The organism is Collinsella sp. OM06-18AC (genome assembly GCF_003438785.1).
In the GTDB taxonomy this organism is placed as follows: Bacteria; Actinomycetota; Coriobacteriia; order Coriobacteriales; family Coriobacteriaceae; genus Collinsella.
Genome location: NZ_QSTX01000011.1, coordinates 61196 through 83444, shown reverse-complemented (window position 1 = coordinate 83444; position 22249 = coordinate 61196). Strand labels below are relative to the sequence as shown.

The 22249-nt window shown below is 61.9% G+C and carries 17 protein-coding genes and 1 tRNA gene; 13 read left to right on the top strand and 5 right to left on the bottom strand.

Features of this window, described 5'->3' with window-relative positions; all coding sequences use genetic code 11:
* Window positions 1–187: 187 nt before the first annotated feature.
* The 5 genes from pckA to DXB86_RS07880 all read left to right on the top strand — a co-directional run bounded on the left by pckA (window position 188) and on the right by DXB86_RS07880 (window position 4801).
* The gene (gene pckA / locus DXB86_RS07900) at window positions 188–1858 is read left to right on the top strand and encodes a phosphoenolpyruvate carboxykinase (ATP) (RefSeq protein WP_199411022.1); all 1671 of its coding nucleotides are present in this window, start codon (window positions 188–190) and stop codon (window positions 1856–1858) included.
* 227 nt (window positions 1859–2085) lie between these two features.
* The gene (locus tag DXB86_RS07895; RefSeq protein ID WP_117641034.1) at window positions 2086–2805 is read left to right on the top strand and encodes a B3/4 domain-containing protein; all 720 of its coding nucleotides are present in this window, start codon (window positions 2086–2088) and stop codon (window positions 2803–2805) included.
* A gap of 172 nt (window positions 2806–2977) precedes the next feature.
* Window positions 2978–3427 (top strand): MarR family winged helix-turn-helix transcriptional regulator, encoded by a 450-nt coding sequence (locus DXB86_RS07890; protein ID WP_022093866.1) that lies wholly within the window; start codon window positions 2978–2980, stop codon window positions 3425–3427.
* A gap of 119 nt (window positions 3428–3546) precedes the next feature.
* Window positions 3547–4401 (top strand): DegV family protein, encoded by an 855-nt coding sequence (locus DXB86_RS07885; RefSeq protein ID WP_117641033.1) that lies wholly within the window; start codon window positions 3547–3549, stop codon window positions 4399–4401.
* A 79-nt stretch (window positions 4402–4480) separates the two neighbouring features.
* Complete coding sequence (locus DXB86_RS07880; RefSeq protein ID WP_089572047.1) at window positions 4481–4801, top strand: MGMT family protein; 321 nt, start codon at window positions 4481–4483, stop codon at window positions 4799–4801.
* A gap of 331 nt (window positions 4802–5132) precedes the next feature.
* Here DXB86_RS07880 and trpS read toward each other — a convergent pair whose 3' ends face one another.
* Together trpS and DXB86_RS07870 are read right to left on the bottom strand one after the other, a co-directional pair.
* A complete protein-coding gene (gene trpS, locus DXB86_RS07875; protein ID WP_089572045.1) occupies window positions 5133–6182 on the bottom strand; it encodes a tryptophan--tRNA ligase in 1050 nt (349 codons plus the stop codon).
* A 161-nt stretch (window positions 6183–6343) separates the two neighbouring features.
* Window positions 6344–7543 (bottom strand): MraY family glycosyltransferase, encoded by a 1200-nt coding sequence (locus tag DXB86_RS07870; protein ID WP_117736740.1) that lies wholly within the window; start codon window positions 7541–7543, stop codon window positions 6344–6346.
* Between the two features lie 525 nt (window positions 7544–8068).
* Between DXB86_RS07870 and DXB86_RS07865 the strand changes: the two genes are divergently transcribed.
* The 5 genes from DXB86_RS07865 to proB all read left to right on the top strand — a co-directional run bounded on the left by DXB86_RS07865 (window position 8069) and on the right by proB (window position 12550).
* Window positions 8069–9007, top strand: a complete 939-nt coding sequence (locus DXB86_RS07865; protein WP_117736739.1) for a radical SAM protein — start codon at window positions 8069–8071, stop codon at window positions 9005–9007.
* A 151-nt stretch (window positions 9008–9158) separates the two neighbouring features.
* Window positions 9159–9231 (top strand) — tRNA-Ala (locus DXB86_RS07860).
* Window positions 9232–9295: 64 nt separating this feature from the next.
* Window positions 9296–9754, top strand: coding sequence for a hypothetical protein (locus tag DXB86_RS07855; RefSeq protein WP_055252324.1), 459 nt, complete (start codon window positions 9296–9298; stop codon window positions 9752–9754).
* A gap of 81 nt (window positions 9755–9835) precedes the next feature.
* The gene (locus DXB86_RS07850) at window positions 9836–11341 is read left to right on the top strand and encodes a nicotinate phosphoribosyltransferase (protein ID WP_117736738.1); all 1506 of its coding nucleotides are present in this window, start codon (window positions 9836–9838) and stop codon (window positions 11339–11341) included.
* An 81-nt stretch (window positions 11342–11422) separates the two neighbouring features.
* Window positions 11423–12550, top strand: a complete 1128-nt coding sequence (gene proB, locus DXB86_RS07845) for a glutamate 5-kinase (protein WP_117736737.1) — start codon at window positions 11423–11425, stop codon at window positions 12548–12550.
* A gap of 198 nt (window positions 12551–12748) precedes the next feature.
* On the opposite strand, the gene DXB86_RS07840 is transcribed toward proB, so the two are convergent.
* Complete coding sequence (locus tag DXB86_RS07840; protein ID WP_117736736.1) at window positions 12749–14167, bottom strand: alpha/beta fold hydrolase; 1419 nt, start codon at window positions 14165–14167, stop codon at window positions 12749–12751.
* A 113-nt stretch (window positions 14168–14280) separates the two neighbouring features.
* Between DXB86_RS07840 and DXB86_RS07835 the strand changes: the two genes are divergently transcribed.
* A complete protein-coding gene (locus DXB86_RS07835; RefSeq protein WP_117736735.1) occupies window positions 14281–15567 on the top strand; it encodes a glutamate-5-semialdehyde dehydrogenase in 1287 nt (428 codons plus the stop codon).
* Between the two features lie 71 nt (window positions 15568–15638).
* Here the strand turns inward: DXB86_RS07835 and DXB86_RS07830 are convergent, their stop codons facing one another.
* Together DXB86_RS07830 and DXB86_RS07825 are read right to left on the bottom strand one after the other, a co-directional pair.
* Window positions 15639–16238 carry an HD domain-containing protein gene (locus DXB86_RS07830; RefSeq protein ID WP_117736734.1) on the bottom strand — a complete coding sequence of 200 codons (600 nt, stop codon included), beginning with the start codon at window positions 16236–16238 and terminating at the stop codon, window positions 15639–15641.
* 109 nt (window positions 16239–16347) lie between these two features.
* Complete coding sequence (locus DXB86_RS07825) at window positions 16348–16833, bottom strand: CarD family transcriptional regulator (RefSeq protein WP_117736733.1); 486 nt, start codon at window positions 16831–16833, stop codon at window positions 16348–16350.
* 342 nt (window positions 16834–17175) lie between these two features.
* Here DXB86_RS07825 and argS point away from each other — a divergent pair, with 342 nt between their 5' ends.
* Window positions 17176–19029: an arginine--tRNA ligase gene (gene argS, locus DXB86_RS07820; RefSeq protein ID WP_117563961.1), complete on the top strand. Its 1854-nt coding sequence runs from the start codon at window positions 17176–17178 to the stop codon at window positions 19027–19029.
* Window positions 19030–19557: 528 nt separating this feature from the next.
* Window positions 19558–22131, top strand: coding sequence for a transcription termination factor Rho (gene rho / locus DXB86_RS07815; protein WP_369831485.1), 2574 nt, complete (start codon window positions 19558–19560; stop codon window positions 22129–22131).
* Window positions 22132–22249 lie beyond the last annotated feature (118 nt).

The window sequence follows — 22249 nt, the reverse complement described above, 5'->3', positions numbered from 1 at the left end:
GGAGTAGCATCGAAGGTTGACAAAACTATAGGAACACCCAATGACTAGGCCGCTTGCCTGCGATTTTTGACCGTTGGGCGGGCTTGCCGCCCTTGCCGCAAAAACGTTTTTGCATATCGGGTACAACGGGCTTTACGTGAGTAAAGTGCGCGCCGCGTCCACGTGTCGCGCTTTTAAAGGAGGCCCCATGCCTGGTGTTACCCCTGCAGATGTTTTGTCCAACTTTGGTATTACGCTGGTCGAAGATCCCGCCGAGAATCAGCCCCGTCTGCTGGTCGATCTACCCGCCGCGGAGCTCGTCGAGCACGCTATCCGCCGCGAAGAAGGCCGCATGGCATCCAACGGCGCGCTGGTGATCGAGACGGGGGAGCGCACTGGTCGTTCCCCCAATGACCGCTTTATCGTTGACACGCCCGACGTGCACGACAAGATCGCCTGGGGCGCCGTCAACCGACCGCTTTCGATCGAGAGCTACGAGACCATCAAGGCCGGTATCGTCAACTACCTCAACGAGCGCGACGTGTTCGTCACCCGCGGCATGGCCGGCGCCGACCGCAACCACACGCGCCGACTGCTCGTCGCCTGCGAGCGCGCCAGCCAGGCACTCTTCATTAAGCAGATGCTCGCCCGCCCGCTTGCCCGCGAAATCGCGCGCACCGGCGAGCCGGACTTCTGTGTGCTCGCCGCGCCGGGCTACCAGTGCGATCCCGCCATCAAGGGCCTCAACTCCAGCGCCGCCGTGGTCATCAACTTCCAGGAGCGCGTGATTTTGGTCGCGGGTACCGGCTACTCCGGCGAGATCAAAAAGTCCATCTTCAGCGTCATGAATTACCTGCTGCCCGTCGAGGACGACGTGCTGCCCATGCATTGCTCGGCCAGTATGGATCCCGTCACGCACGAGACCGCGGTGTTCTTTGGCCTGTCGGGCACCGGCAAGACCACGCTTTCGGCCAACCCCACGCGGCTGCTGATCGGCGACGACGAGCACGGTTGGTCCGACATGGGCATCTTCAACATCGAGGGCGGCTGCTACGCCAAATGCGAGGGCCTGGACGCGTTCCACGAGCCTGAGATCTTCAACGCCGTCCGCTTTGGCGCGATCTGCGAAAACGTGGTGCTCGACGAGAGCCGCAAGCCCAACTACGATGACGTCTCGGTCACGCACAACACGCGCGTGGCCTACCCTGTGGAGCACATTCCCAACGCGTGGACCAAGGGCATGGGCACCACTCCGAGCGTCGTGCTGTTTTTGACCTGCGACGCCTTTGGCGTGCTGCCGCCCATCTCGCGCCTGACGGCCGACGCCGCCATGTATCACTTTGTGACGGGCTTTACGGCCAAGATCCCCGGCACCGAGGTCGGCGTCACCGAGCCCACGCCCACGTTCTCTTCGCTGTTTGGCGAGCCGTTTATGCCGCTCGACCCCATGGTCTATGCCAAGATGCTCGGTGAGCGCATCGCCGACGGCCGCACGCGTGTGTACCTGGTCAACACCGGCTGGATTGGCGGCGGCTACGGCGTGGGCCATCGCATCGAGCTTGCCTACACGCGCGCCCTGGTGGCCCGCGCCCTCGACGGTACCATCGAGGACAGCGAATTCGTGCATGACGATATCTTTAACGTTGACATTCCCACCACGTGCCACGGCGTGCCCGACGGCATCCTGGTGCCGCGCCAGTACTGGCAGAGCACCGCGCGCTACGACGAGGCGGCGCACAACTTGGCCGTGATGTTCGAGGAGAACTTCGAGAAGAAGTACTCGCACCTGCCCGAGTCCGTGAAGGCCGCCGGTCCGCACGCTCAGGTGCACGCCGACGCCCGTCATCGCGGCCGCGGCCTGCTGGGACTCCGACACTAGCGTCGCCGCGAGTCCATATCCGCCACAAAGGGGACAGGCACCTTTGTGGCGGTTTTGCTTGGGCGAATGACTCGGGTTACAATACGCCTGACATATCGCCCCCTTCTCCGGATGGGGGCAGCGTAAGCGCTCTTGTGGCGGCACCGTAGGACTTTGAAGGTGGCCGTCGTAAGGGCGCTTTTTGTTTAGGCACCCGGGCTCGGGCGCATGCTATGAAGGGAGAGCACATGAAGAGTTTCGTTGCCGAGGATTCGTTTTGGGAGTTATTTCCGCAGGCGGCTGTCGGTGTTGTGGTCGTAAAGGGCATGAAGCCCGCGGCTCAGATTCCTCAAGAGGACGTTGATGCGATTGCCGCGTTGCTCGACCGCGCCAATATCGACGCGGAGCGTCATCTGACCAGCGATACCATCAGCGAGAATGCGCCGGTTAAGGCATGGCGCGAGGCATATCGCCTATTCAAGACCAAGAAGGGCGCGCGTTGCTCAATTGAGAACCTGCTCAAGCGCGTGCTCAAAGGAAAGCCGGTGGGCCACATTACGCCCGCGGTGGACATCTACAACACGGTGTCGCTGTCCTACGCGCTGCCCGTAGGCGGCGAGGATTTGCACGCGATTGAGGGAGACCTTTGCCTGAAGGTGACCGACGGTGGCGATTCATTTCTGCCGCTTGGCGAGGAGACAGATGACCCGACGCTGCCCGGCGAGCTCGCCTACATCGATGATGCGGGCGCCGTATGCCGCTGCTGGAACTGGCGCGATGGCGTTCGAACGGCGTTGTCCGATGATTCGGCCGATGCTTTCCTGGCGATTGAGTGCGTGGAGCCCGAGCGGATGGGGGATTGCCAGGCCGCGATCGATCGCTTAGCCGAGCTGCTCGAGCGCTATCTGGGAGCGACGGTTGTCGTTAAAACGCTTGTGACCCGCGACAATCCTTGCGTGGGGCTGTAGCGAAGTCTGCGGATCAAACTCGATGCCCCAAACCACCACAAAGGCGCCTGTCCCCTTTGTGGTGGTTTTTATGTTGATGGGTTAACAAATGGGATATTTGGGTACGGGTGTTGCCTTGTGCGGCTAAGATGTTTACCCGTTAGCATCATGTAAGCGAAAGGCGGTCGTCACCATGCAGCAGAACGACGAGACACGTTTTGAGGACTTTGTCGGACTGATCAGCGGCCTCTACAAGGAGATTCAGCGTATCAAGACGTCCGAAGGCGCAAGGCTGGGCCTCAAGGGCTCCGACGTTATGTGCCTGTACTATCTTGAGCGCAGCAAGGACGGCCTGACTGGCGCCGACCTCGCCCGCATGGCCGGCGTTACCCGTGCCGCCGTTTCGCGCACACTGGCACATCTGGAGGAGGGCGGCTACGTCGAGGTTGACGACTCGGGTGATGCGGCCGTCAAGTATCGTGCTCCGGTGCGCCTGACTGCCCTGGGCGGCGAGAGCATGAGCGAGGCCGATCGCATCATTCGCGAGGTGCTCGATACCACCGGCAAGGCCATGGGCGTGGAGCAGCGCGAGCAGATGTATGCATCGCTGCGCACGATCCTCAACACCCTGCGCGAGATCTAGAGCCGCGCTGGCGCTAGCTTTCAGCCAAGAACTGCATCGTCCCGTTTGAGCGCGTACGCCGTGCCGGGACATTGCTGTCAAAATTCCCTGCGCGAGACCTGCGCAAGAAAGGATTCGTTATGTCCGTCCGCATTATTACCGATTCCGCAAGCGATATGTCGCCGGCGGAGCACCCCGCTCTGCGTGTTCTGCCGCTGTCCGTCACCTTTGGCACCGATGTGTATATGGATGGCGTCGACATCGATCACCAGCGCTTTTACGAGATGCTTGTGGAGCGCGATGAGCTGCCCAAGACCGGTCAGGTCAACCCGTACGCCTTTTCGCAGGCGATTGCCGAAGCGCGTGAGGCCGGCGATGAGGCCGTGATTATTACCGTGGGAGCCAAGCTCTCGGGCACCAACCAGAGTGCTCGTACGGCACTTGCCGAGGCGCCGGGCGGCGACATGTTCGTCGTGGACAGCAATAACGTGACCTTGGGCGAGCGCGTGCTGGTCGAGTATGCGCTGCGCCTGGTGGACGAGGGCCAGGGCGCGGCTCAGGTTGCGGCGGCTGTCGAGGCCGTGCGCGACCGCGTGGTCGTCATCGGCCTGCTCGAGACGTTGGAGTACCTGGTGCGCGGCGGTCGCCTGTCTGCTGCGGCCGGTGCCGTGGGTACGCTGCTCAACGTAAAGCCCGTGGTGGCTGCCGAGGACGGTCTGATCGTGCAGCTGGGCAAGGCGCGCGGTTCCAAGAACGGACGTAACCTGCTCAACCAGAAGGTCGAAAAGGCGGGCGGCATCGACTTTTCCATGCCGCTGGCGCTCGGCTATACGGGCCTTTCGGATGCGGTGCTCAAGAAGTATATCGAGGACAGCGCGGCACTGTGGGCTGGCCACACCGAGGGCGAACTGCCCGTTCACACCATCGGCGCCACCATCGGCACCCATGTAGGCCCCGGCGCCGTAGCCGTAGCCTTCTTCCAGCCCGTTAACTAGCCCACCTGCCAAAACCACCACAAAGGGGACAGGCACCTTTGTGGTGGTTTATGCTATTCCGGGTGGAAGGGAGCGAGCAATGGCGTCTGAGGGCTTTTTTGAGCGGGTGTACGAGGTGGTCGAGCAGATTCCCGAGGGGATGGTCGCCACGTATGGTCAGGTGGCGCTGCTTGCTGGACGTCCACGAAGTGCGCGGTACGTGGGGTATGCCCTGCATGGCAATCCGCGCCCCGGCGAGATTCCCTGTCACCGCGTGGTGTTTGCCGATGGCCGCATATGCGATGGTTTTGCTTTTGGCGGTCCCGATGCTCAACGTGAGCTTTTGCTAGGGGAGGGTGTGGCGTTTAAGGACGACATGCACGTCGACTTGGCCGCCTGTCGCTGGCCTGCAGGGCTCTAGCGGCTCTGCCGTGGTTAAAACCACCACAAAGGTGCCTATCCCCTTTGTGGTGGTTTTGGCAGGTTTACCGAGGTTAACTTATGGAGAAGGTATGGCGGCGCGGTTTGTCGCAGCAAAGTAAACCACGGTGAACTATATTGTTTTCAGCAACGGAGCAGGCAATAGGCGATGAAAAAGCCTGCCCTGTTGAGTTTGATTCGCATTCCTCCCCTCTGTGCGATTCAACGGTGTACTTCGGGAACAGGCCCGCTGGCAACTATCTGCCAGCGGGCCTGTTCCTGTTTCGGTGAGGATTCAGCCTCACCGTCTATGTTGTGCGAAGGCGCTTTGCCTAGTACACCATGCCCATGGCGTCCTGAACCTCGGCCAGGGTCTGCTCGGCAATCTCGTTGGCGCGACGGTTGCCCTCGTGCAGCACGTCCTTCACATAGTCCAGATCGTTCTCATAGCGCTGACGACGCTCGCGGATCGGCGCGAAGTACTCGTTGACGGCCTCGGTCACGTACTTCTTGAGCTGGCCGGAGCCGCCCATGCCAATCTCCTCGGCAATCTCGACCTCGGAACGGCCGGTGCAGATGGCGGCGGTTGAAAGCAGGCCGGACACGCCGGGGCGATTCTCGGGATCGAACGTGATCATGCGCTCGGAGTCGGTCTGGCTCTTCTTGATGCGCTTGGCCGTCTCCTCGGCGGTCATCGAGATGTTAATGGCGTTGCCGTAGCTCTTGCTCATCTTGCGCCCGTCCAGGCCGGGCAGCAGCGGGGTCTCGGACAGCAGCGCGTCGACCTCGGGGAACACCTTGCCGTAACGGTTGTTAAAGCGGCGGGCGATGGTGCGGGTGAGCTCGATGTGCGGCAGCTGGTCGCGACCGACGGGCACCACATTGCCCTTGCAGAACAGGATGTCGCAGGCCTGGTGCACCGGGTAGGTGAGCAGAAGGCCGGTGAGCTCGTGGCCCGAGGCCTCCATCTCGGCCTTGACCGTGGGGTTGCGCGCCAGCTCGGCCTCGGAGACCAGCGACAGGAACGGCAGCATGAGCTGGTTTGCGGCGGGTACGGCGGAGTGCGCGTAGATCATGGTCTTGTCGGGGTCGATGCCGCAGGCAAGGTAGTCCATGACCATGTTGTACACGTTGTCCTGGATGTGCTCGGTCGTATCGCGGTCAGTGATGACTTGGTAGTCGGCGATGAGCACGTTGGTCTTGGCGCCCATGTTCTGCAGCTCAACACGGCCCTTGAGGGTGCCGAAGTAGTGACCCAGGTGCAGACGGCCGGTGGGGCGGTCGCCGGTGAGCATGGTGAACTTCTCGGGCGTTTTGGCCAGGCCCTCGCGAATGGCGTTGCTCTTTTGCAGCGCGACTTCGTAGCTGTTCTCGTTTGGCATGATTGCTCCTAACGTATGTTCATGGGTCAAGATGATAACGCGTTTATTGGAGGGTCGGGGCGTAAGTACGCGAGGGGCGGGAGAGCGGCGGCATGTGCGATGGGCGCGGCGTGGCTGCGCGTTTGGCCGGCGGCGCCTGGGCGCAGCCTCGGCAGCTTACCCTAGCGCCTGTGGTGGCGCTCCTCCCTGCGTTCTTCTGCCGCCTGCTCCTCCTGCTTAAAGGCGGGATCGTCGGGGGTGACGAGCTCGTCCTCGTGCGTGCGCTTGTTGTAATGGTGGCGCAGCACGGGCTCAAACAGGTGCAGGTGCTTGGCAAAGGCCGCCGAGCCAATGGCGAGTACGGTAAAGATGAGCACGCGCATGGGCACCTCGACCTGGTTAATCGCGGCGGCGCCGGCCGAAAGCATGATGCACCAGGCGTAGATGAGGAGCACTGCCTGCTTTTGGTTGTAGCCCTCTTGGATCAGGCGGTGGTGGATGTGGCCCTTGTCGGCCTGCCCGATGCTAATGTGGGCGCGCTTGCGGCGCACGATGGCGCTAAACGTGTCGATGATGGGCACGCCGGCAACGATGAGCGGGATGATAAGCGAGGTGAGCGCGGCGGTGCGGCTCACGTTGAGTAGCGAGATGGAGCCCAGCGCAAAGCCCAGAAGCAGCGACCCCGAGTCGCCCAAGAAGATGCTTGCGGGGTTGAAGTTGTAGCGCAAAAAGGCCAGACAGGCGCCAAAGAGCGCAATGGAGAGCGCGGCGGCGTCGATGCGGCCCGAGAGAACGGCCATCGAAAACATGGTGAACGACGCGATGCCGCAGATGCCCGTGGCTAAGCCGTCGAGGCCGTCGATGAGGTTAATGATGTTGGTGAATGCCACCAGATAGATCACGGTGATGGGGTAGGCGAGCCATCCGAGCATGATTTCGCCGGGGGCAAACGGGTTGACGATGACGCCGATGCGCAGGCCACCCACGCAGGCGATGAGCGCAGCGAGGACCTGTCCGGCCAGCTTTTGCTTGGGCTTGAGCTGGATGACGTCGTCGATAGCGCCGGTCGCAAAGATGACGGTAAAGGAGAGCGCTAGCATGGGATAGCTAATGTGAAGGCGCGGGTGCGGCACCAGGACGGGCGGCCAGCCTAGGTGCCAGGTGCCTAGGATTTGCACAATGCAAGCAACGACCAGGCCCAAAAACACCGCCGTTCCGCCCAAACGCGGGATGGGCTTGGTGTTGATGCGGCGCTTGGAAGGATAGTCGACGGCGTCGAGCTTAATTGCCAAGCGCTTGACCAGGGGCACCATGAGGAAGGTCGTGATAAAGGCCGCCGCTGCCACGCATAGGTACGGTATGTAGCTCGGGGATGAAGCCATGAATCTAAAAACCGCCAAGCGTCGAAGGAAAAGGTCAGAAGAACGCCATGCGCAAAGGGCATAGCCGAACCATGATACTCGACCACGGGGGGTGCATGGAATTGCATGCAGCGATAATCACGCGCTTACCAGATATTGGGATGTTGTCGATGGCTTGTCGGGATACCGGCGGGGATCCATATGGGCTGTAACGGTGGTTTTCGGCAAATGAAAACCACCCCCCACGTTACGAAAATGAACCCACCTAAAACAGGTGGGTGCCCTCATCGACTGTTCCAGCGTCCTTAACAACGAAGGATACCTGTACTAGGTACGACTGTGTGGGCTCCCTAAATAAACGCGACGGTTCACCCAGTTGCTCCGCGGGGGGCGGAATACCTACATCATAAAGCGGCACTTTGTCGATTCCAGTCTTGACATTATAAAAATCGTGTCGGACGATTACGGCGCCTTGGGCTCGAGCCGTCTGTGCGGTTGGTCCCTTTACGTTTGAGCTGCTGAATCATTGTTTTGGAGCATGTTTTTATGCCGACGCCGTTGACCGAACTTTTTTCGCCCGCCTGCCATTTGTGTCCGCGCCGTTGCGGTGCGGCGCGCGACGAGGGCGCGCGTGGCGTGTGCGGCGCCGACAACACGCTTAAGGTCGCCCGCGCGGCGCTCCATATGTGGGAGGAGCCGCCCATTTCGGGCGAGGCCGGCTCGGGTACGATTTTCTTTAGCGGCTGTTCGCTCAAATGTATCTACTGCCAAAACCACGAGATCTCGACGGGCAATTTCGGTCTTGAGATTTCGCCCGAGCGTTTGGTCGAGATTATGCTGGAGCTGCAGGACCAGGGCGCCAATAACATCAACCTGGTGACGGCGACGCACTATGCGCACCTGTTGCCTGCCGCGATTGCCGCGGCACGGACGCGCGGGTTGGTCATCCCAATTGTCTACAACACGAGTGGTTACGAGCGCGCGAGTGCCGTGGCAGCGCTGGGCGACCTGGTCGACGTGTGGCTTACGGACTTTAAATATGCCGATGCCGGGCTTGCGCAGTCGCTTTCTCATATTAAGGACTACCCGCGCGTGGCCGTGTCGGGTCTGGCCCAGATGGCGCGCGAGATTGAGCGCCGCGGGGGAGAGCTGGTAGACGAGGACGGGCTCATGAGGCGCGGCATAATCGTGCGTCATCTGGTGCTGCCGGGGCATGCGGACGATTCGTGCCGCGTGTTGGACCTGGTGTGGCAGACGGTGGGCGACGTGCCGATCTCGGTCATGAACCAGTACACGCCCAATGCCCTCATGCGCGAACAAGGCGGCGACCTGGCGCGCGCCGTGACGCGCGAGGAGTACGAGCAGGTGCTCGACCATGCCGACGACCTGGGCTTTACGACGATGTTTTGGCAAGAAGGCGGAGCGGTAGACGAGAGCTTTACCCCGGCGTTCGACACCACCGGCGTCCTCACCAGCGCAAAGTAGTGCGCTCGCCGATGATTTTTCTGGGACGGGGATTAAAAAATCATCGAGAGGATCGCCTGCTCGAAAAGTTGTCAAAATAGCCGCGTCCCAAAAAGACTGGGTATTGGGCGTTGACAGTTGGCGAGCCGTAGGTAAAATATCAACTTGTCTTGGGGACGTAGCTCAGTTGGGAGAGCGCTGCCGTCGCATGGCAGAGGCCGAGGGTTCGACTCCCTTCGTCTCCACCCTTGGATTTGATAAGCCGCTGACATTGTGTCGGCGGCTTTTTTTAAAAGAAAGGGCTGTACCATGGCCGAGCTTGAGTCCCAACCACTGTCTGCCGAGGAACGCGCCGAGTTGGAAGAGCTCCGCGCCGAGAAAGCTCGTCGCGAGGCCCAGGAAGAGGCACGCCGCGAGCGTGAGGAGTTGGCCGCCCTGCGTGCCGAGCGCGAGAAGGCCGAGGAGGCCGCTGCGAAGGTTGCATCCGAGCCCAAGCCCGCGCCCGCACCCAAGCCCGCTGCTGCGAAGCCTGCACCTGCCGCGCCCAAACCTCAGCCTAAAAAGGCCGCTCGTCCCAAGTCCGTCGATCCCAAGCCGAGCCGTGACGAGATGAGCTTTGCCCAGCGCATGGTTACCTCCAAGGAGCCTGCGGGTGAGAACGAGATCCCCGGTATGGCGCCGGCTCAAAAAATCATCATTGTCCTTGCCCTCATCGCGTTTGTCATCTTTATGGGCTACACGATCCTGACCAGCATGGGCCTGCTTTAGCCTGTTCGCGCTGGGCTCCATGCCCGCACGCCCGCCTCGCCAACCCTCAACCTCTGCACAACGCATCCGAAAGGTCGCCCCATGGCTTTGACCGACATCTCGCATCCCACCGACATTGCAATGCTCACCGATCTGTACGAACTCACTATGGCCCAGGGCCTGTGGGAGAGCGGCAAGGCCAATGAGCAGGGTTGCTTTACGGCGTTTTACCGCGACCATCCCTTCGGCAGCGCGTATGCCGTCATGTGCGGCACCGCCGAGCTGCCCGAGCTTGTCGAGAACCTGCGCTTTACGCCCGAGGACATCGACTATCTAGCTTCGCTCCAGGCTCCGGCCGGCGGCTCGATGTTTAAGCCCGCATTCCTCGACTACCTGCGCAACTTCCGCGCGCATGTGAACATTGACGCCGTGCCCGAGGGCGAGCTCGTCTTTCCGCGCGAGCCCATGGTGCGCGTCACCGGCCCCGCGCTGGAGTGCCAGCTGCTCGAAACGGCGTTGCTCAACATTGTCGGCTTCCAGACGCTTGTCGCTACCAAGACGGCGCGCGTGGTGCTGGCGGCGGACGGCCGTCCCGTTGCCGAGTTTGGCCTGCGCCGCGCCCAGGGTCCCGATGGCGGGCTGGCCGTCGCGCGCGCGAGCTACGTTGCCGGCTGCTCCTCTACATCCAATGTGCTCGCCGGCCGCCGCTACGGTATTCCCGTCTTTGGCACTCATGCGCACAGCTGGGTGATGAGCTTCGATTCCGAGCTCGAGGCATTCCGGGCTTTTGCTAAGTCGAGTCCCAAGAACTGCACGCTGCTCATCGACACCTACGACGTACGTGAGGGCTGCGAGCATGCCATTACGGTTGCCAAGGAGATGGAGGCGGTGGGCGAGCGTCTGTCGGCTATTCGCATCGACTCCGGCGACCTCGCCAAGCTCTCCAAGTATGTGCGCGGCCGTTTTGATGCCGAGGGCCTGCCCTATGTGGGGATCTCGGTTTCTAACGATCTGGATGAGTACACGATTCAGTCGCTGCTCGACCAGGGCGCGCCCATCGATAGCTTTGGCGTGGGTACCAAGCTTGCGACCTGCTATGACCAGCCGGCGCTGGGCGGCGTGTACAAGCTTTCCGCCCGCCGTGCGAGCGAGGCAGATCCATGGACGCCGGTGGTCAAGCTCTCTGAGCAGCCATACAAGCGCACGATCCCGGGTGTGCAACGCGTGCGCCGTTATTACGACGGCTTTGGCGGCCCGGTCTGCGACATGATCTACGACGAGGACCATCTGGCGGGGGAGGGCGCCGCGCGCGGCAATACCCTCGTGGCCGTGAATGATGCCGCCCTGGTGACCGACGTGTCCGAACTTGAGTATCGCGAGCTGCTGGTGCCGATCGTGCGCGATGGCAGCGCGGTGGCTCCGCGTGAGAGCATCCAGGACGCGCGCGAGCGCTGTGCTTGGGCACTCGATCATCTGGACGCAGCTTTCAAGCGCTTCCTGTACCCGCAGACCTATGTGGTGGGCATGGAACAGGGCCTGGCTCAGGTGCGCGACGAGCTCGTGCGCAAGAACATGGCCGCGGCTTCGGCCTTCCCCTGGGCAAAATAATCCGAAGGGGACGGAGGAACACGGATTATTTTCTCGCTCGGCCCGTTCGCCCGTTCGCTGAACATTCGATTGGTTTGACGTATGACGACTTCTTATAAAACGATGGTGGTAAAGATCGGTTCGTCTACGGTGGTGGGCGCCGACGGCAAGGTCAACCGCGCCTTTATCGGCGGGCTTGCCGATCAGGCCGCAGCGCTGCGCGAGCTTGGCTGGCGCCTGGTCGTGGTGAGCTCGGGCGCTATCGCCTGTGGCTATCCCGTGCTGGGCTTCGACCACAAGCCGGTCGGCGACCTGCCGAGCCTGCAGGCGTGCGCCTCGGCTGGTCAGTGCATCATCTCGTCGGCCTACGACGAGGAGTTCCATGCACGGGATCTGCTCACCTCGCTCGTGCTACTCACGCGCCACGACACGGCCCGCCGCACGTCCTACCTGCACGCACGCGACGCCCTGCTGCGCCTGGTGGAGCTTGGCGTGGTGCCTGTTGTCAACGAGAACGATACCGTTACCGTCGACGAGATCAAGTTTGGCGACAACGACACGCTGGCGGCGCTTGTGAGCTGCCTGGTTTCTGCCGATCTGTGCGTGACGCTCTCGGACATCGACGGCCTCTACACCGCCAATCCGCATGAGGACCCGACGGCCGAGTTTGTCCCGGTCGTGCATAAGATCGATGCCAAGATCATTGCCTCGGCGGGCGATTCTTCGACCTCGGTGGGTACGGGCGGCATGATCACCAAGATCCGTGCAAGCCGCATTCTCATGACGGCTGGCATTCAGAGCGTGATTTGCTCGGGCGAGGAGCCCGATGCGCTCGTGCGTCTCGCCCGCGGCGAGAGCGTGGGTACGCTGTTCGATCCGCCGGCGGAGCGCCTGGACATTGCGCCCCGCAAGCTGTGGATTGCGCTGGGCGATAAGGCCCATGGTTCGGTGACGGTCGATGACGGCGCCGCGAAAGCGCTGGTCAGTCGTGGCTCGTCGCTGCTTGCAGTGGGTATTCGCGAGGTCGATGGTGATTTTGCCGAAGGCGATGTACTCGACGTGTGTGACCCGAGCGGCATGGTCGTCGCCCGCGGTATCGCCGAGGCCGATTCGGACGTGCTGGAACTTGCAGCCGGCCGCCGCCAGGACCAGATCGTCAGCAACCGCCTGCTGGCGGATCTGGCAGAGAAGCCCGCAATCCATAGGGACAACTTGATAGTGTTCGCCTAACCAATTGACGCTGCAAACGCCCCTAAGCGGCAATCTGACGTTCAATCGTCGGGCATGACCAAAAGGTCAATGCCCTCCTCTTTCACGTCACCTTGCTCGCTTAGGGGCGTTTTCGCTTTCTGTCCTCTACCAGCGGCATTGTCGTTGCCGGCACTTGGGGACGTTCCTATTGTGCCGGCAGACGGGGACACTCCTTTGCTAGAAGATCTGGCGCAGGTCTCCGCGGTTGAGGGCTTCGTCGAAGAGGTGCTTGAACACCACGCTGCCGTGCAAGCCGTCGTGCTCGAACTCGTTGGTCACCCAGGCATGCGAGTTGCCCACGCGACTGAGCGTATCGAGCTGCATGCCCGAGTCCACGTACATGTCATCGAAGTACACCGCGGCCTGCAGGGGCACCTCGTTGCACGCCAGGCGCTGCGGGTCGTAGATCTTGTCCCAGCTTGTGTCTTCCATAAGCAGATCCATCGCCGGCTTGAAGGGCTTAAGTTCGGGCATCTGCTCAAACATCCACGGGAACATGGCCTCGCCGGTAAACATGAGCGGTCGCGTGAGCGTGTCGAACTCGGCACGACGGGCCTTCTCTTCTGCCGCGGCCCAGCGAATGGGCATGGTGTCGCCGTCGGCGTAGATGAACTCCTGAAGCGTCCAGTACAGCGGATTCGTGCGCGTGTTGGTGCGCTCGAAGGCGCGCATCAAAAAGCTGTCAGATACCGAGGCGCCGCAGGCCAGCGTGCCGTCGCCGTCAACAAAAGCATGATCGATAATCCAATGCATGCGCTCAAAGCTCGGCTTCATGCCAAAGTCGCTGCCCATGAGCTGTAGGCGTTCGACCGTCATCGGCGAGCCGTCGGGTAGCACGGGCTTTTGCTCCTCGAGGGCATCTGCCAGGGCCGCCACGCGCTCGACGTCGGCGGGGTAGCGGTCGTAATACTGCTGCGTCTTGGCGGTCATGCGCGGGAAGGTGTGTGCGTAGACCTCGCTGGCGCTTGCCGGGACGTGGGGAATGCCACCGCAGGTAAAGCTCGCCGCCACGCCCTCGGGGAAGAGCGACAGGTAGCTCAGCGTCAAAAAGCCGCCGTAGCTTTGGCCGAGCGTGACCCACGGCTTGCCGCCAAAGCCCACCAGGCGCAGGTACTCAAAATCGCGCACGATGGAGCTGGCGAGGTGGCGCTTGAGGAAGTCCGCCTGTGAGTGGGCCGCATTGGCTCCTGCTGCCTCGGCGCGCTCGCCCAGGGCCGCGATCGTGCGTCCGTCAACACAGCTGCTGCGTCCGGTGCCACGCTGGTCAGGCAGCACGACGCGGAAATGCTTGACGGCCTCCTCGATCCAGCCGTCGCTCGTGGGCGACAGCGGACGCGGGCTTTCGCCACCGGGGCCGCCCTGCAAAAACAGGAGCAGCGGCAGATCGTCGTTGATGCGGTCAGGTGCGCAGACCACGCGGTAGAAAAGCTTAATGCTCTCGGGCGCGCCGGCGATGGGCGCCGGCATGGCGCCGCGGCGCATGGTGCTGCCGACGGCCAACAGCATCGGCTCCAGGCCGCGCCAATCCAAGGGGATGTCGATGCTGTGGTCCTCGACATAGAGGCCGGGGACGTGGTACGAAGTGATGAGGGCCATGCGTTACTTCCGTTCGTTGCGGTGTTTCGGGTTGACCAATTCTACCTCCGTCGGCGAGGATGCGCGTAAATCGGCTACCATGGTGGGCAAACATCTAAGAGAAAGGGCCGTCCATGTCGGTCGATATAGCCACGTATGTCCACGATCTTGCCGTCGAGGCCAAGGCCGCTTCTGCCGCGCTTGCCACGGCGAGCGATGCCCAGCGCCAGGAGGCCGTGCGCGTCATGGCCGCGGCGCTGCGCGATGGTGTCGACTCCATCGTCGCCGCCAACGAGCTCGACATGTCCGCCGCGCGCGATGCGGGGACCTCGGCAGGGCTCCTCGATCGCCTGTTGCTGACGCCCGAGCGCGTTGAGGGCATGGCCGCCGGCCTGGAGAAGCTTGCCGAGCTGCCCGATCCCGTCGGCCGCGTGCTCGACCATCGCGTGCTTGCAAGCGGCGTGGACCTTACCCGCGTGAGCGTGCCGCTGGGTCTGGTTGCCATGGTGTACGAGGCGCGCCCCAACGTGACGGCCGATGCCGCGGGCATCTGCATCCGCACCGGCAACGCCTGCATCCTGCGCGGCGGTTCGCTGGCCTATCACTCGTGCGCCATGATTGCCGAGCTGCTGGCCGATGCGCTTGAGGCCCAGGGTTTCCCGCGCGAGGCCGTCTCGATGATCGAGTCTACCGACCGCGAGGCCACCGGCGAGCTCATGAAGCTCCGTGGTATTGTCGATGTGCTCATTCCGCGTGGCGGTGCGGGCCTGATCCAGCGCTGCATGCGCGAGTCGCTCGTGCCGGTGATCGAGACGGGCACGGGCAACTGCCACATCTATGTGCATGAATCCGCCGACTTCGATAAAGCGCTCAATATTATCGTCAACGCTAAGACGCAGCGCGTGGGCGTGTGCAATGCCGCCGAGTCGCTGCTGGTCGACCGTGCCGTGGCCGATGCGTTTTTGCCCGCGGTCGTTGCCGTGCTGCATGACCACGGCGTGCTCATGCACGGCGACGAGGCCACGTGCGCCGCGTGCGCCGACGCCGGCTTTGTGGAGGGCGATGACTACGCCGCCGCGACTGAGGAGGACTGGGGTCGCGAGTATCTGGCGCTCGAGATGAGCGTGAAGGTCGTGGCAAACGAGGACGAGGCCATCGCGCACATCAACCGCTACGGCACGATGCACTCCGAGGCCATCGTTGCCGAGGACACGGATGCTTGCGAGCGCTTCCTGGACGCGGTCGATGCCTCGGCCGTGTACGCCAACGCCAGCACGCGCTTTACCGACGGCGGCGAGTTTGGCCTGGGCGCCGAGATCGGCATCTCGACCCAAAAGCTCCACGCCCGCGGCCCCTTTGCCGCCGAGGCCCTCACCACCTACAAATACAAGCTCCGCGGCACCGGCCAGGTCCGTCCCTAAACCTGTTGCAAACGAAAAACCACCACAAAGGCGCCTGTCCCCTTTGCGGTGGTTATAGGTGGCGTGGGCGGTTAGGCCTGGAAGGTGTCGCGGTCGGGGGCGAAGGACTGCATGGCCGCGATGGTGCGGTCGAAGAGCTCGGGGAGCTCCCAGCCCAGCATCTCGGCACCCTGCGTAATCACGTCACGCGAGCAGCCGGCGGCAAAGCGTTTGTCCTTGAACTTCTTCTTGAGCGACTTGGTCGTAAAGTCCATGACGCTCTTGCTTGGGCGCATGATCACGGCAGCACCGATCAGGCCGGTGAGTTCGTCGCAGGCAAACAGAATCTTTTCCATCTGCAGCTCGGGCTTGGGCAGCGAAGAGTTGAAATCGGACGTGTGCGTTTGGATGGCGCGAATGAGCTCGGGCGATGCGCCCTCGCCCTCGAGGATCTTGGCGGCATAGATGGTGTGGTTCATGGGGTCGTCCTCATGCTCCTCCCAATCCAAGTCGTGCAGCAGGCCGACGATGCCCCAAAACTCCTCGTTCTCGGGGTCGAACTCGCGCGCAAAGTATCGCATGGTGCCCTCGACCGTTTCGCCGTGGGTGATGTGGAACGGGTCCTTGTTGTGCTCGTTGAGCAGTTCAAACGCGCGGTCGCGGGTGATTCCGGCGGTAAGCGGCTCTGCCATAAGTGACTCCTTGTACTCGTGGGTATCGCTAATGAATGAATGCTACTAGAACAAGAAAACCACCACAAAGGTGCCTGTCCCCTTTGTGGTGGTTTTTGGCGCGGGTGGGTTAGTTGAGGGCGGCTTGGGATAGGCGGGCTTCGGCGTCCTCCTCGGTGACGCCCAGGGCCACGGCGAACTCCTCGATAGAGCGGCGCTTGGCTTCCTTGAGTACGCGCATGTAGTAAGAGCTAGGCTTTTTATCTGCTTCCTCGGCCTGGCGAATGCGGTGCATCATGGTCTTTGCCACGCGGACCGTCTCGGGTGCGCCCAGCTTAAGTTGCTGCTTAAAGTGTGTCTCCTCCAGCGAGCTGTTGCGCTCGGTAAAGGTGTCGCACTCGAGCTCGTCATAGTGGCTTAGCAGATGCTCGGCATCTTGCTGGGAGATGGCGGCATGCAAACGATCGGCCTGCGCCACGGGGTACATAAGGATCGTCTGCGCATGTCCCTGCTTGGTCTCGAGCAACAACATGGGCTGCGGCGTGTCGTCCCTAAAACCGACGACGGTGCAGACTCCCTGACCCGGATGAATGACGTGTTGACCGATTGAGAACATGCTACCTCCAACTTATACGAATTTGCGTATGTCTAGAATACCACGTTGACGTGCGCAAACCCTGACTTTATGCAGGAAAAGCACACAACTCCGATAGGTAAGAGTATTCGATATGATGCACCGCTCATTCACATGTTTATGCAGTTCAAACGCGTGCATAATCTGCAGGAAAACCGCCAACTTTGTACAGCCGTGCAAGAGCAGTAGTCATTTTTGTGCATATGCAAAATCGATTGGCTTTACCCTGCGACAGTGTGCGTCGCTTGTGATAGAGTGCTACAAACTCTGGCTTTTGCCCTACGAGTGACCAAGAGCTCGGGGGCTTTAACACAAGGAGGATCTATGCCCGAGAAGATTGAAGAGCTGGTACGCGCTGCGCTTGCTGCGGCCCAGGAGGCCGGCGACCTTTCCGCATTTGAACTTGACGATTGCGCCATCGAGCGACCGGCTGATACTTCTCATGGCGAGTGGACCTCTACCATGGCCCTGAAGTCCGCCAAGCTGGCCCACTGCGCCCCGCGCAAGATCGCCGAGGCCATCGTTGCCCATATGCCCGAGGATCCCGCGATCGAGAAGGTTGAGATCGCAGGCCCCGGTTTCATCAACTTCTACCTCTCCGTTGCCGTTAAGAATGCCATCTTTGGCGAGGCTCGCGAGAAGGGCATGGACTTCGCTAAGTCCAACGTCGGTGGTGGCCTGAAGACCCAGGTCGAGTTCGTTTCCGCCAACCCCGTCGGCCCCATGCACATCGGCCACGGCCGCTGGGCCGCGCTGGGCGATTCGCTCTGCCGCGTTATGGACCACGCCGGCTATGAGATCCAGCGTGAGTTCTACATCAATGACCACGGCTCTCAGATGAACACCTTCGGCAACTCCATCAGCACGCGCTATATGCAGCTTGCCGACATCATCGCCAAGCAGGGCGTTGATATCGACGAGGCTCACAAGCTGCTGATCGCCGACCGTGACGCCTTTGTTGCCGACGAGAACGACGAGCACCCCGAGACCCATCCGTATCAGGACAACTTTGCCGAGACCTTGGGCAAGGACTCTTACGGCGGCGACTACATCATCGACGAGGCCGCCGAGTTCTGGCGCACCGACGGCGATAAGTGGGTCAACGCCGATCCTCAGGAGCGCATGGAGAGCTTCCGCGAGCGCGGCTATGTAAAGATGGTCGATAACATGCGCGACCTCTGCCACGCCGTCAACTGCGACTTCGATCGTTGGTACTCCGAGCGCTCGCTGTATGTGAAGGACACCGAGGGCGAGACCGCCGGCACCTCCGCCGTCGACCGCGCTTTTGAGAAGCTCGACAAGATGGGCTACCTCTACACCAAGGACGGCGCCCTGTGGTTCCGCTCCACCGATCTGGGCGACGACAAGGACCGCGTCCTGATCAAGTCCGACGGCGAGTACACCTACTTCGCCTCCGACGTCGCCTATCACTGGGATAAGTTCCAGCGCGTCGATCACGTCATCGACATCTGGGGCGCCGACCACCACGGTTACATCGAGCGCGTACGCTGCGTCTGCGACGCTCTGGGTTACCCCGGCAAGTTTGAGGTTCTGCTGGGCCAGCTCGTCAACCTGCTGCGTAACGGCAAGCCCGTCCGTATGTCCAAGCGCAAGGGCACCATGGTGACCCTGCAGGAGCTCGTCGACGAGGTCGGCTCCGATGCCGCTCGCTACACGCTCATCTCCAAGAGCTCCAACCAGATGGTCGACTTCGACATCGAGGCCGTTAAGAAGCGCGACAACTCCAACCCGGTCTATTACGTGCAGTATGCTCACGCCCGCGTGTGCTCCATCCTGCGCCGTGCCGCCGACGTTACCGCCGAGCAGGCCGACGAGATGGGCATGAAGGCCGTTGCCGCCAAGGCCATCGGTGAGAACGTCGATTACTCGCTGCTGACCGACCCGACCGAGCTCGCCCTTTCGCGCAAGCTCAACGAGCTCACCGACCTGATCGCCAGCTGTGCTCGCGATCGCGCTCCGTTCCGTCTGACCCACTTTGCCGAGGAGCTCGCCGGCGACTTCCACAGCTTCTACGCTGCCTGCCAGGTTCTGCCGAGCGAGGGCCGTCCCGTCGACCCCGAGCTTTCGCGCGCCCGTCTGGCAGCTTGCGACGCTGTCCGCGTGACGCTCGCCCTGGTGCTTACCCTCGTTGGCGTTTCCGCGCCCGAGCAGATGTAATCTGCGGGTCATTTGACCGTGTAGGTTTGGTTTAACTGAGCCCTATAAGCCCGATCTCCTACGGAGGTCGGGCTTTTTTCGCAAACGCTGACGTATTGATGAATTTGGAACTGCTGGAAATACGAAACTATGCCAGTTTACTACGATGAATTGAGGAATTCTAACCACGCCGGCGTTTTGCTAAAAAGTGCAAGGCATCTACCTGCGGTTTTAGTTCAACAAGTTTCGGAGTGGTCGCGGTTGAGCGATTCATCGTAGTAAACCGCCATAGTTTTGGCGGAGGCAGTCAGATTTGTGGGTGGCAAACAAAGAGTGTCCCTTTTGACTAGTCGTTTAAGAACGTCCCCAATGACTAAGTTGCAGGTGGCGGCGGTTGTGTTACACTAACGCTGCGTAGTTGACGCAATCATCTCGATACAGATCAATGATGTCCGTCGTTTTGAGCGGAACTAGACTGTTTAGCCGCCCTGAAGGTTTATGCAGGGAGCATGTGATCACAGGGCTTGAAAAGAAAGTTGAGCAAACACTGTGTCTGATCAACAGCAAGAAAACGAAATAACGACGACGCAGGCCGCTCCCGCTGCACCGGTTGCGTCGGACCAGGTCGCGGCGCCCGTTCAAGCCTCGGCTCCTGAGACGCCTAAGGCTGCTTCGACGCCTATGCCTGTAGCGGCTGAGAAGGCCGTGCCTGCAACTGGTGAGGAGGCTGCTCCGGCAAAGCCCAAGCGCACGCGCCGCACGGCCAAGCCTGCCGCTGACGGCGAGGAGGTCACCAAGCCAAAGCGCCGTACCACGCGCACGACGCGCGCCAAGCTCACCGTTGCAGCTGACTCCTCGGCGCCGATTTCCGATGAGGTCGCGCAGGCACGTGCGTTGGCGCAGATTAGCGAGGCTCAGGTGGTGCGCGCCCGCCGTCGTGCTGCCGAGCGCGAGGCCGCGGCTCTGACCGAGCTTGCAGCTCCGTCTGTACTCGAGACCCCTGCCGCCACCGAGGTTCCTGCCGCCGACCAGCCGACCGAGAAGCTGGCACCGCGCACACGCCGTCGCACGGCTGCTAAGGCCGAGCAGGTTGCGGAACAGGTAGTCCCCGAGCCCACTGAGACTTCGGTCCGTTCCGCGGCAGGGGAGGGTGCATCGTCTGTTGAGCCCGCTGCGCCTGTCGAGGCCAGCGAAGTTCCCGTTGTCGATCCGGCTTTGCGCCCGCACCGTCGCGGTCGCAAGCCTAAGGCCTTTGTCGAGGCCGAGAAGGCCGCAGCCGCAGCCGCCGCCGCTCGGGATGCTGCGGCGACCGCCAAGTCCTCAACTGCTGCCGATGAACCCGTCCAGGATGCTACGACTTCCGAGGCCGTTTCTGCCGATGCCGAGCCCGCCGACGTCCGTCCCGGTCGCAGGCGTCGCACTGCTGCTAAGCGCACGTCCAAGGCTAAGGCTGCCAAGAAGGGCGCGTCCGAGGATTCCACCGAGACGACCGCCGATGTATCGACTGATGCCGCCGAGCCCCAGGACGTCGAACAGCCTGCATCCGAGAAGCCCAAGCGCGGTCGCAAGAAGTCCGTTAAGGCCAAGGCCGCCGAGCAGCATGCTGATGTCGAAGCGCAGGTTGATTCTGGCGCCGAGGCCAATGACGCCGCCGCGGCCAATGTTGGCACCGCCGCAACCGATGGTGCCGCCCCCGCTGAGGGCGAAGACGGCACTCGTCCCAACCGTCGCCAGCACAAGCGCAACGACGAGCGCAACGAGCGTAAGGACGACCGCAACAACGACCGTCGCAACCGCCAGCGCGATCGCAAACAGCGCAACAAGGAGCGTAATGCCGCTCCCACCGAGCCCACGCTTTCGCGCGAGGAACTCGCGGCCATGAAGGTCGCTGAGCTGCGCGAGAAGGCTAAGGAGTTCGAGATCGAGACGACCGGCAAGAAGAAGGCCGAGCTCGTCGAGGAAATCTACGTCACCGCTGCGAAGGCCGAGGGCTTCCGCGACATCAAGGGCATTCTGCAGATTCGCCCGGACAGCTCCGGCATCATCCACGCCCATGGCTACATGAAGTCCAACGACGACGCCTTCGTGCCCGCCTACCTCATCCGCTCCGCGCGCCTGCGCACGGGCGACGTCATCGAGGGCTCGCTGCGTCCTTCGCGCGGCGGCGACAAGCGCGCCGGCCTCGCCAAAATCACGACCGTCAACGGTCTGGACCCCGAGCAGATTCGCAACCGTCCCAAGTTCGGCGACCTCACCCCGGTCTATCCCAACGAGCCGCTGCGCATGGAGCACGGCAAGGACTCTATTACCGGCCGCGCCATCGACATCGTGTCACCGATCGGCAAGGGCCAGCGCGGCCTGATCGTGTCCCCGCCCAAGGCCGGCAAGACCACGATCCTCAAGAAGATCTGCCAGTCTATCTCGATTAACAACCCCGAGGTGCACCTCATCTGCCTGCTCGTCGACGAGCGCCCCGAAGAGGTCACCGATATGCAGCGTTCCATCAAGGGCGAGGTTGTGGCGTCGACCTTCGATATGCCTGCCGACAACCACACCCGCGTGGCAGAGCTCGTCATCGAGCGCGCCAAGCGCATCGTAGAGCTGGGTGGCGACGTCGTGGTGGTGCTCGACTCCATCACGCGCCTCGCCCGCGCCTACAACTTGGCGGCGCCCGCCTCGGGCCGCATCCTTTCGGGCGGCGTCGATTCGGCGGCCCTATATCCACCCAAGCGCTTCCTGGGTGCAGCCCGCAATATCGAGAACGGTGGCTCGCTTACCATCCTGGCCTCTGCCCTCATCGACACCGGTTCCAAGATGGACGAAGTCATCTTTGAGGAGTTCAAGGGCACCGGCAACATGGAGCTTAAGCTCGACCGCGACCTGGCCGACCGCCGCATCTTCCCGGCTATCGACCCCGTTGCCTCCGGTACGCGTAACGAGGACCTGTTGGTCGACGAGCAGATGCGTCCGTTTGTCTTTGGTCTGCGTCGCATTCTTGCCGGCATGAACAACACCGAGCGCGCAGCCGCATCGTTTATCAAGGGTCTTAAGGGCACCAACACCAACCAGGAGTTCCTGGTGCGTTCGGCCAAAAAACACAGCGACTACGAGCAGACGTTCTAGGTTGTCATCCACGCGCAGCGATAGGCATCAATGCGATAAAGGGTCGGGGCTTTGAGCCTCGGCCCTTTTCTATAGCGCCGCTCCGCGCTTATTTTTGACCGTAAGACCGACGAGCAGC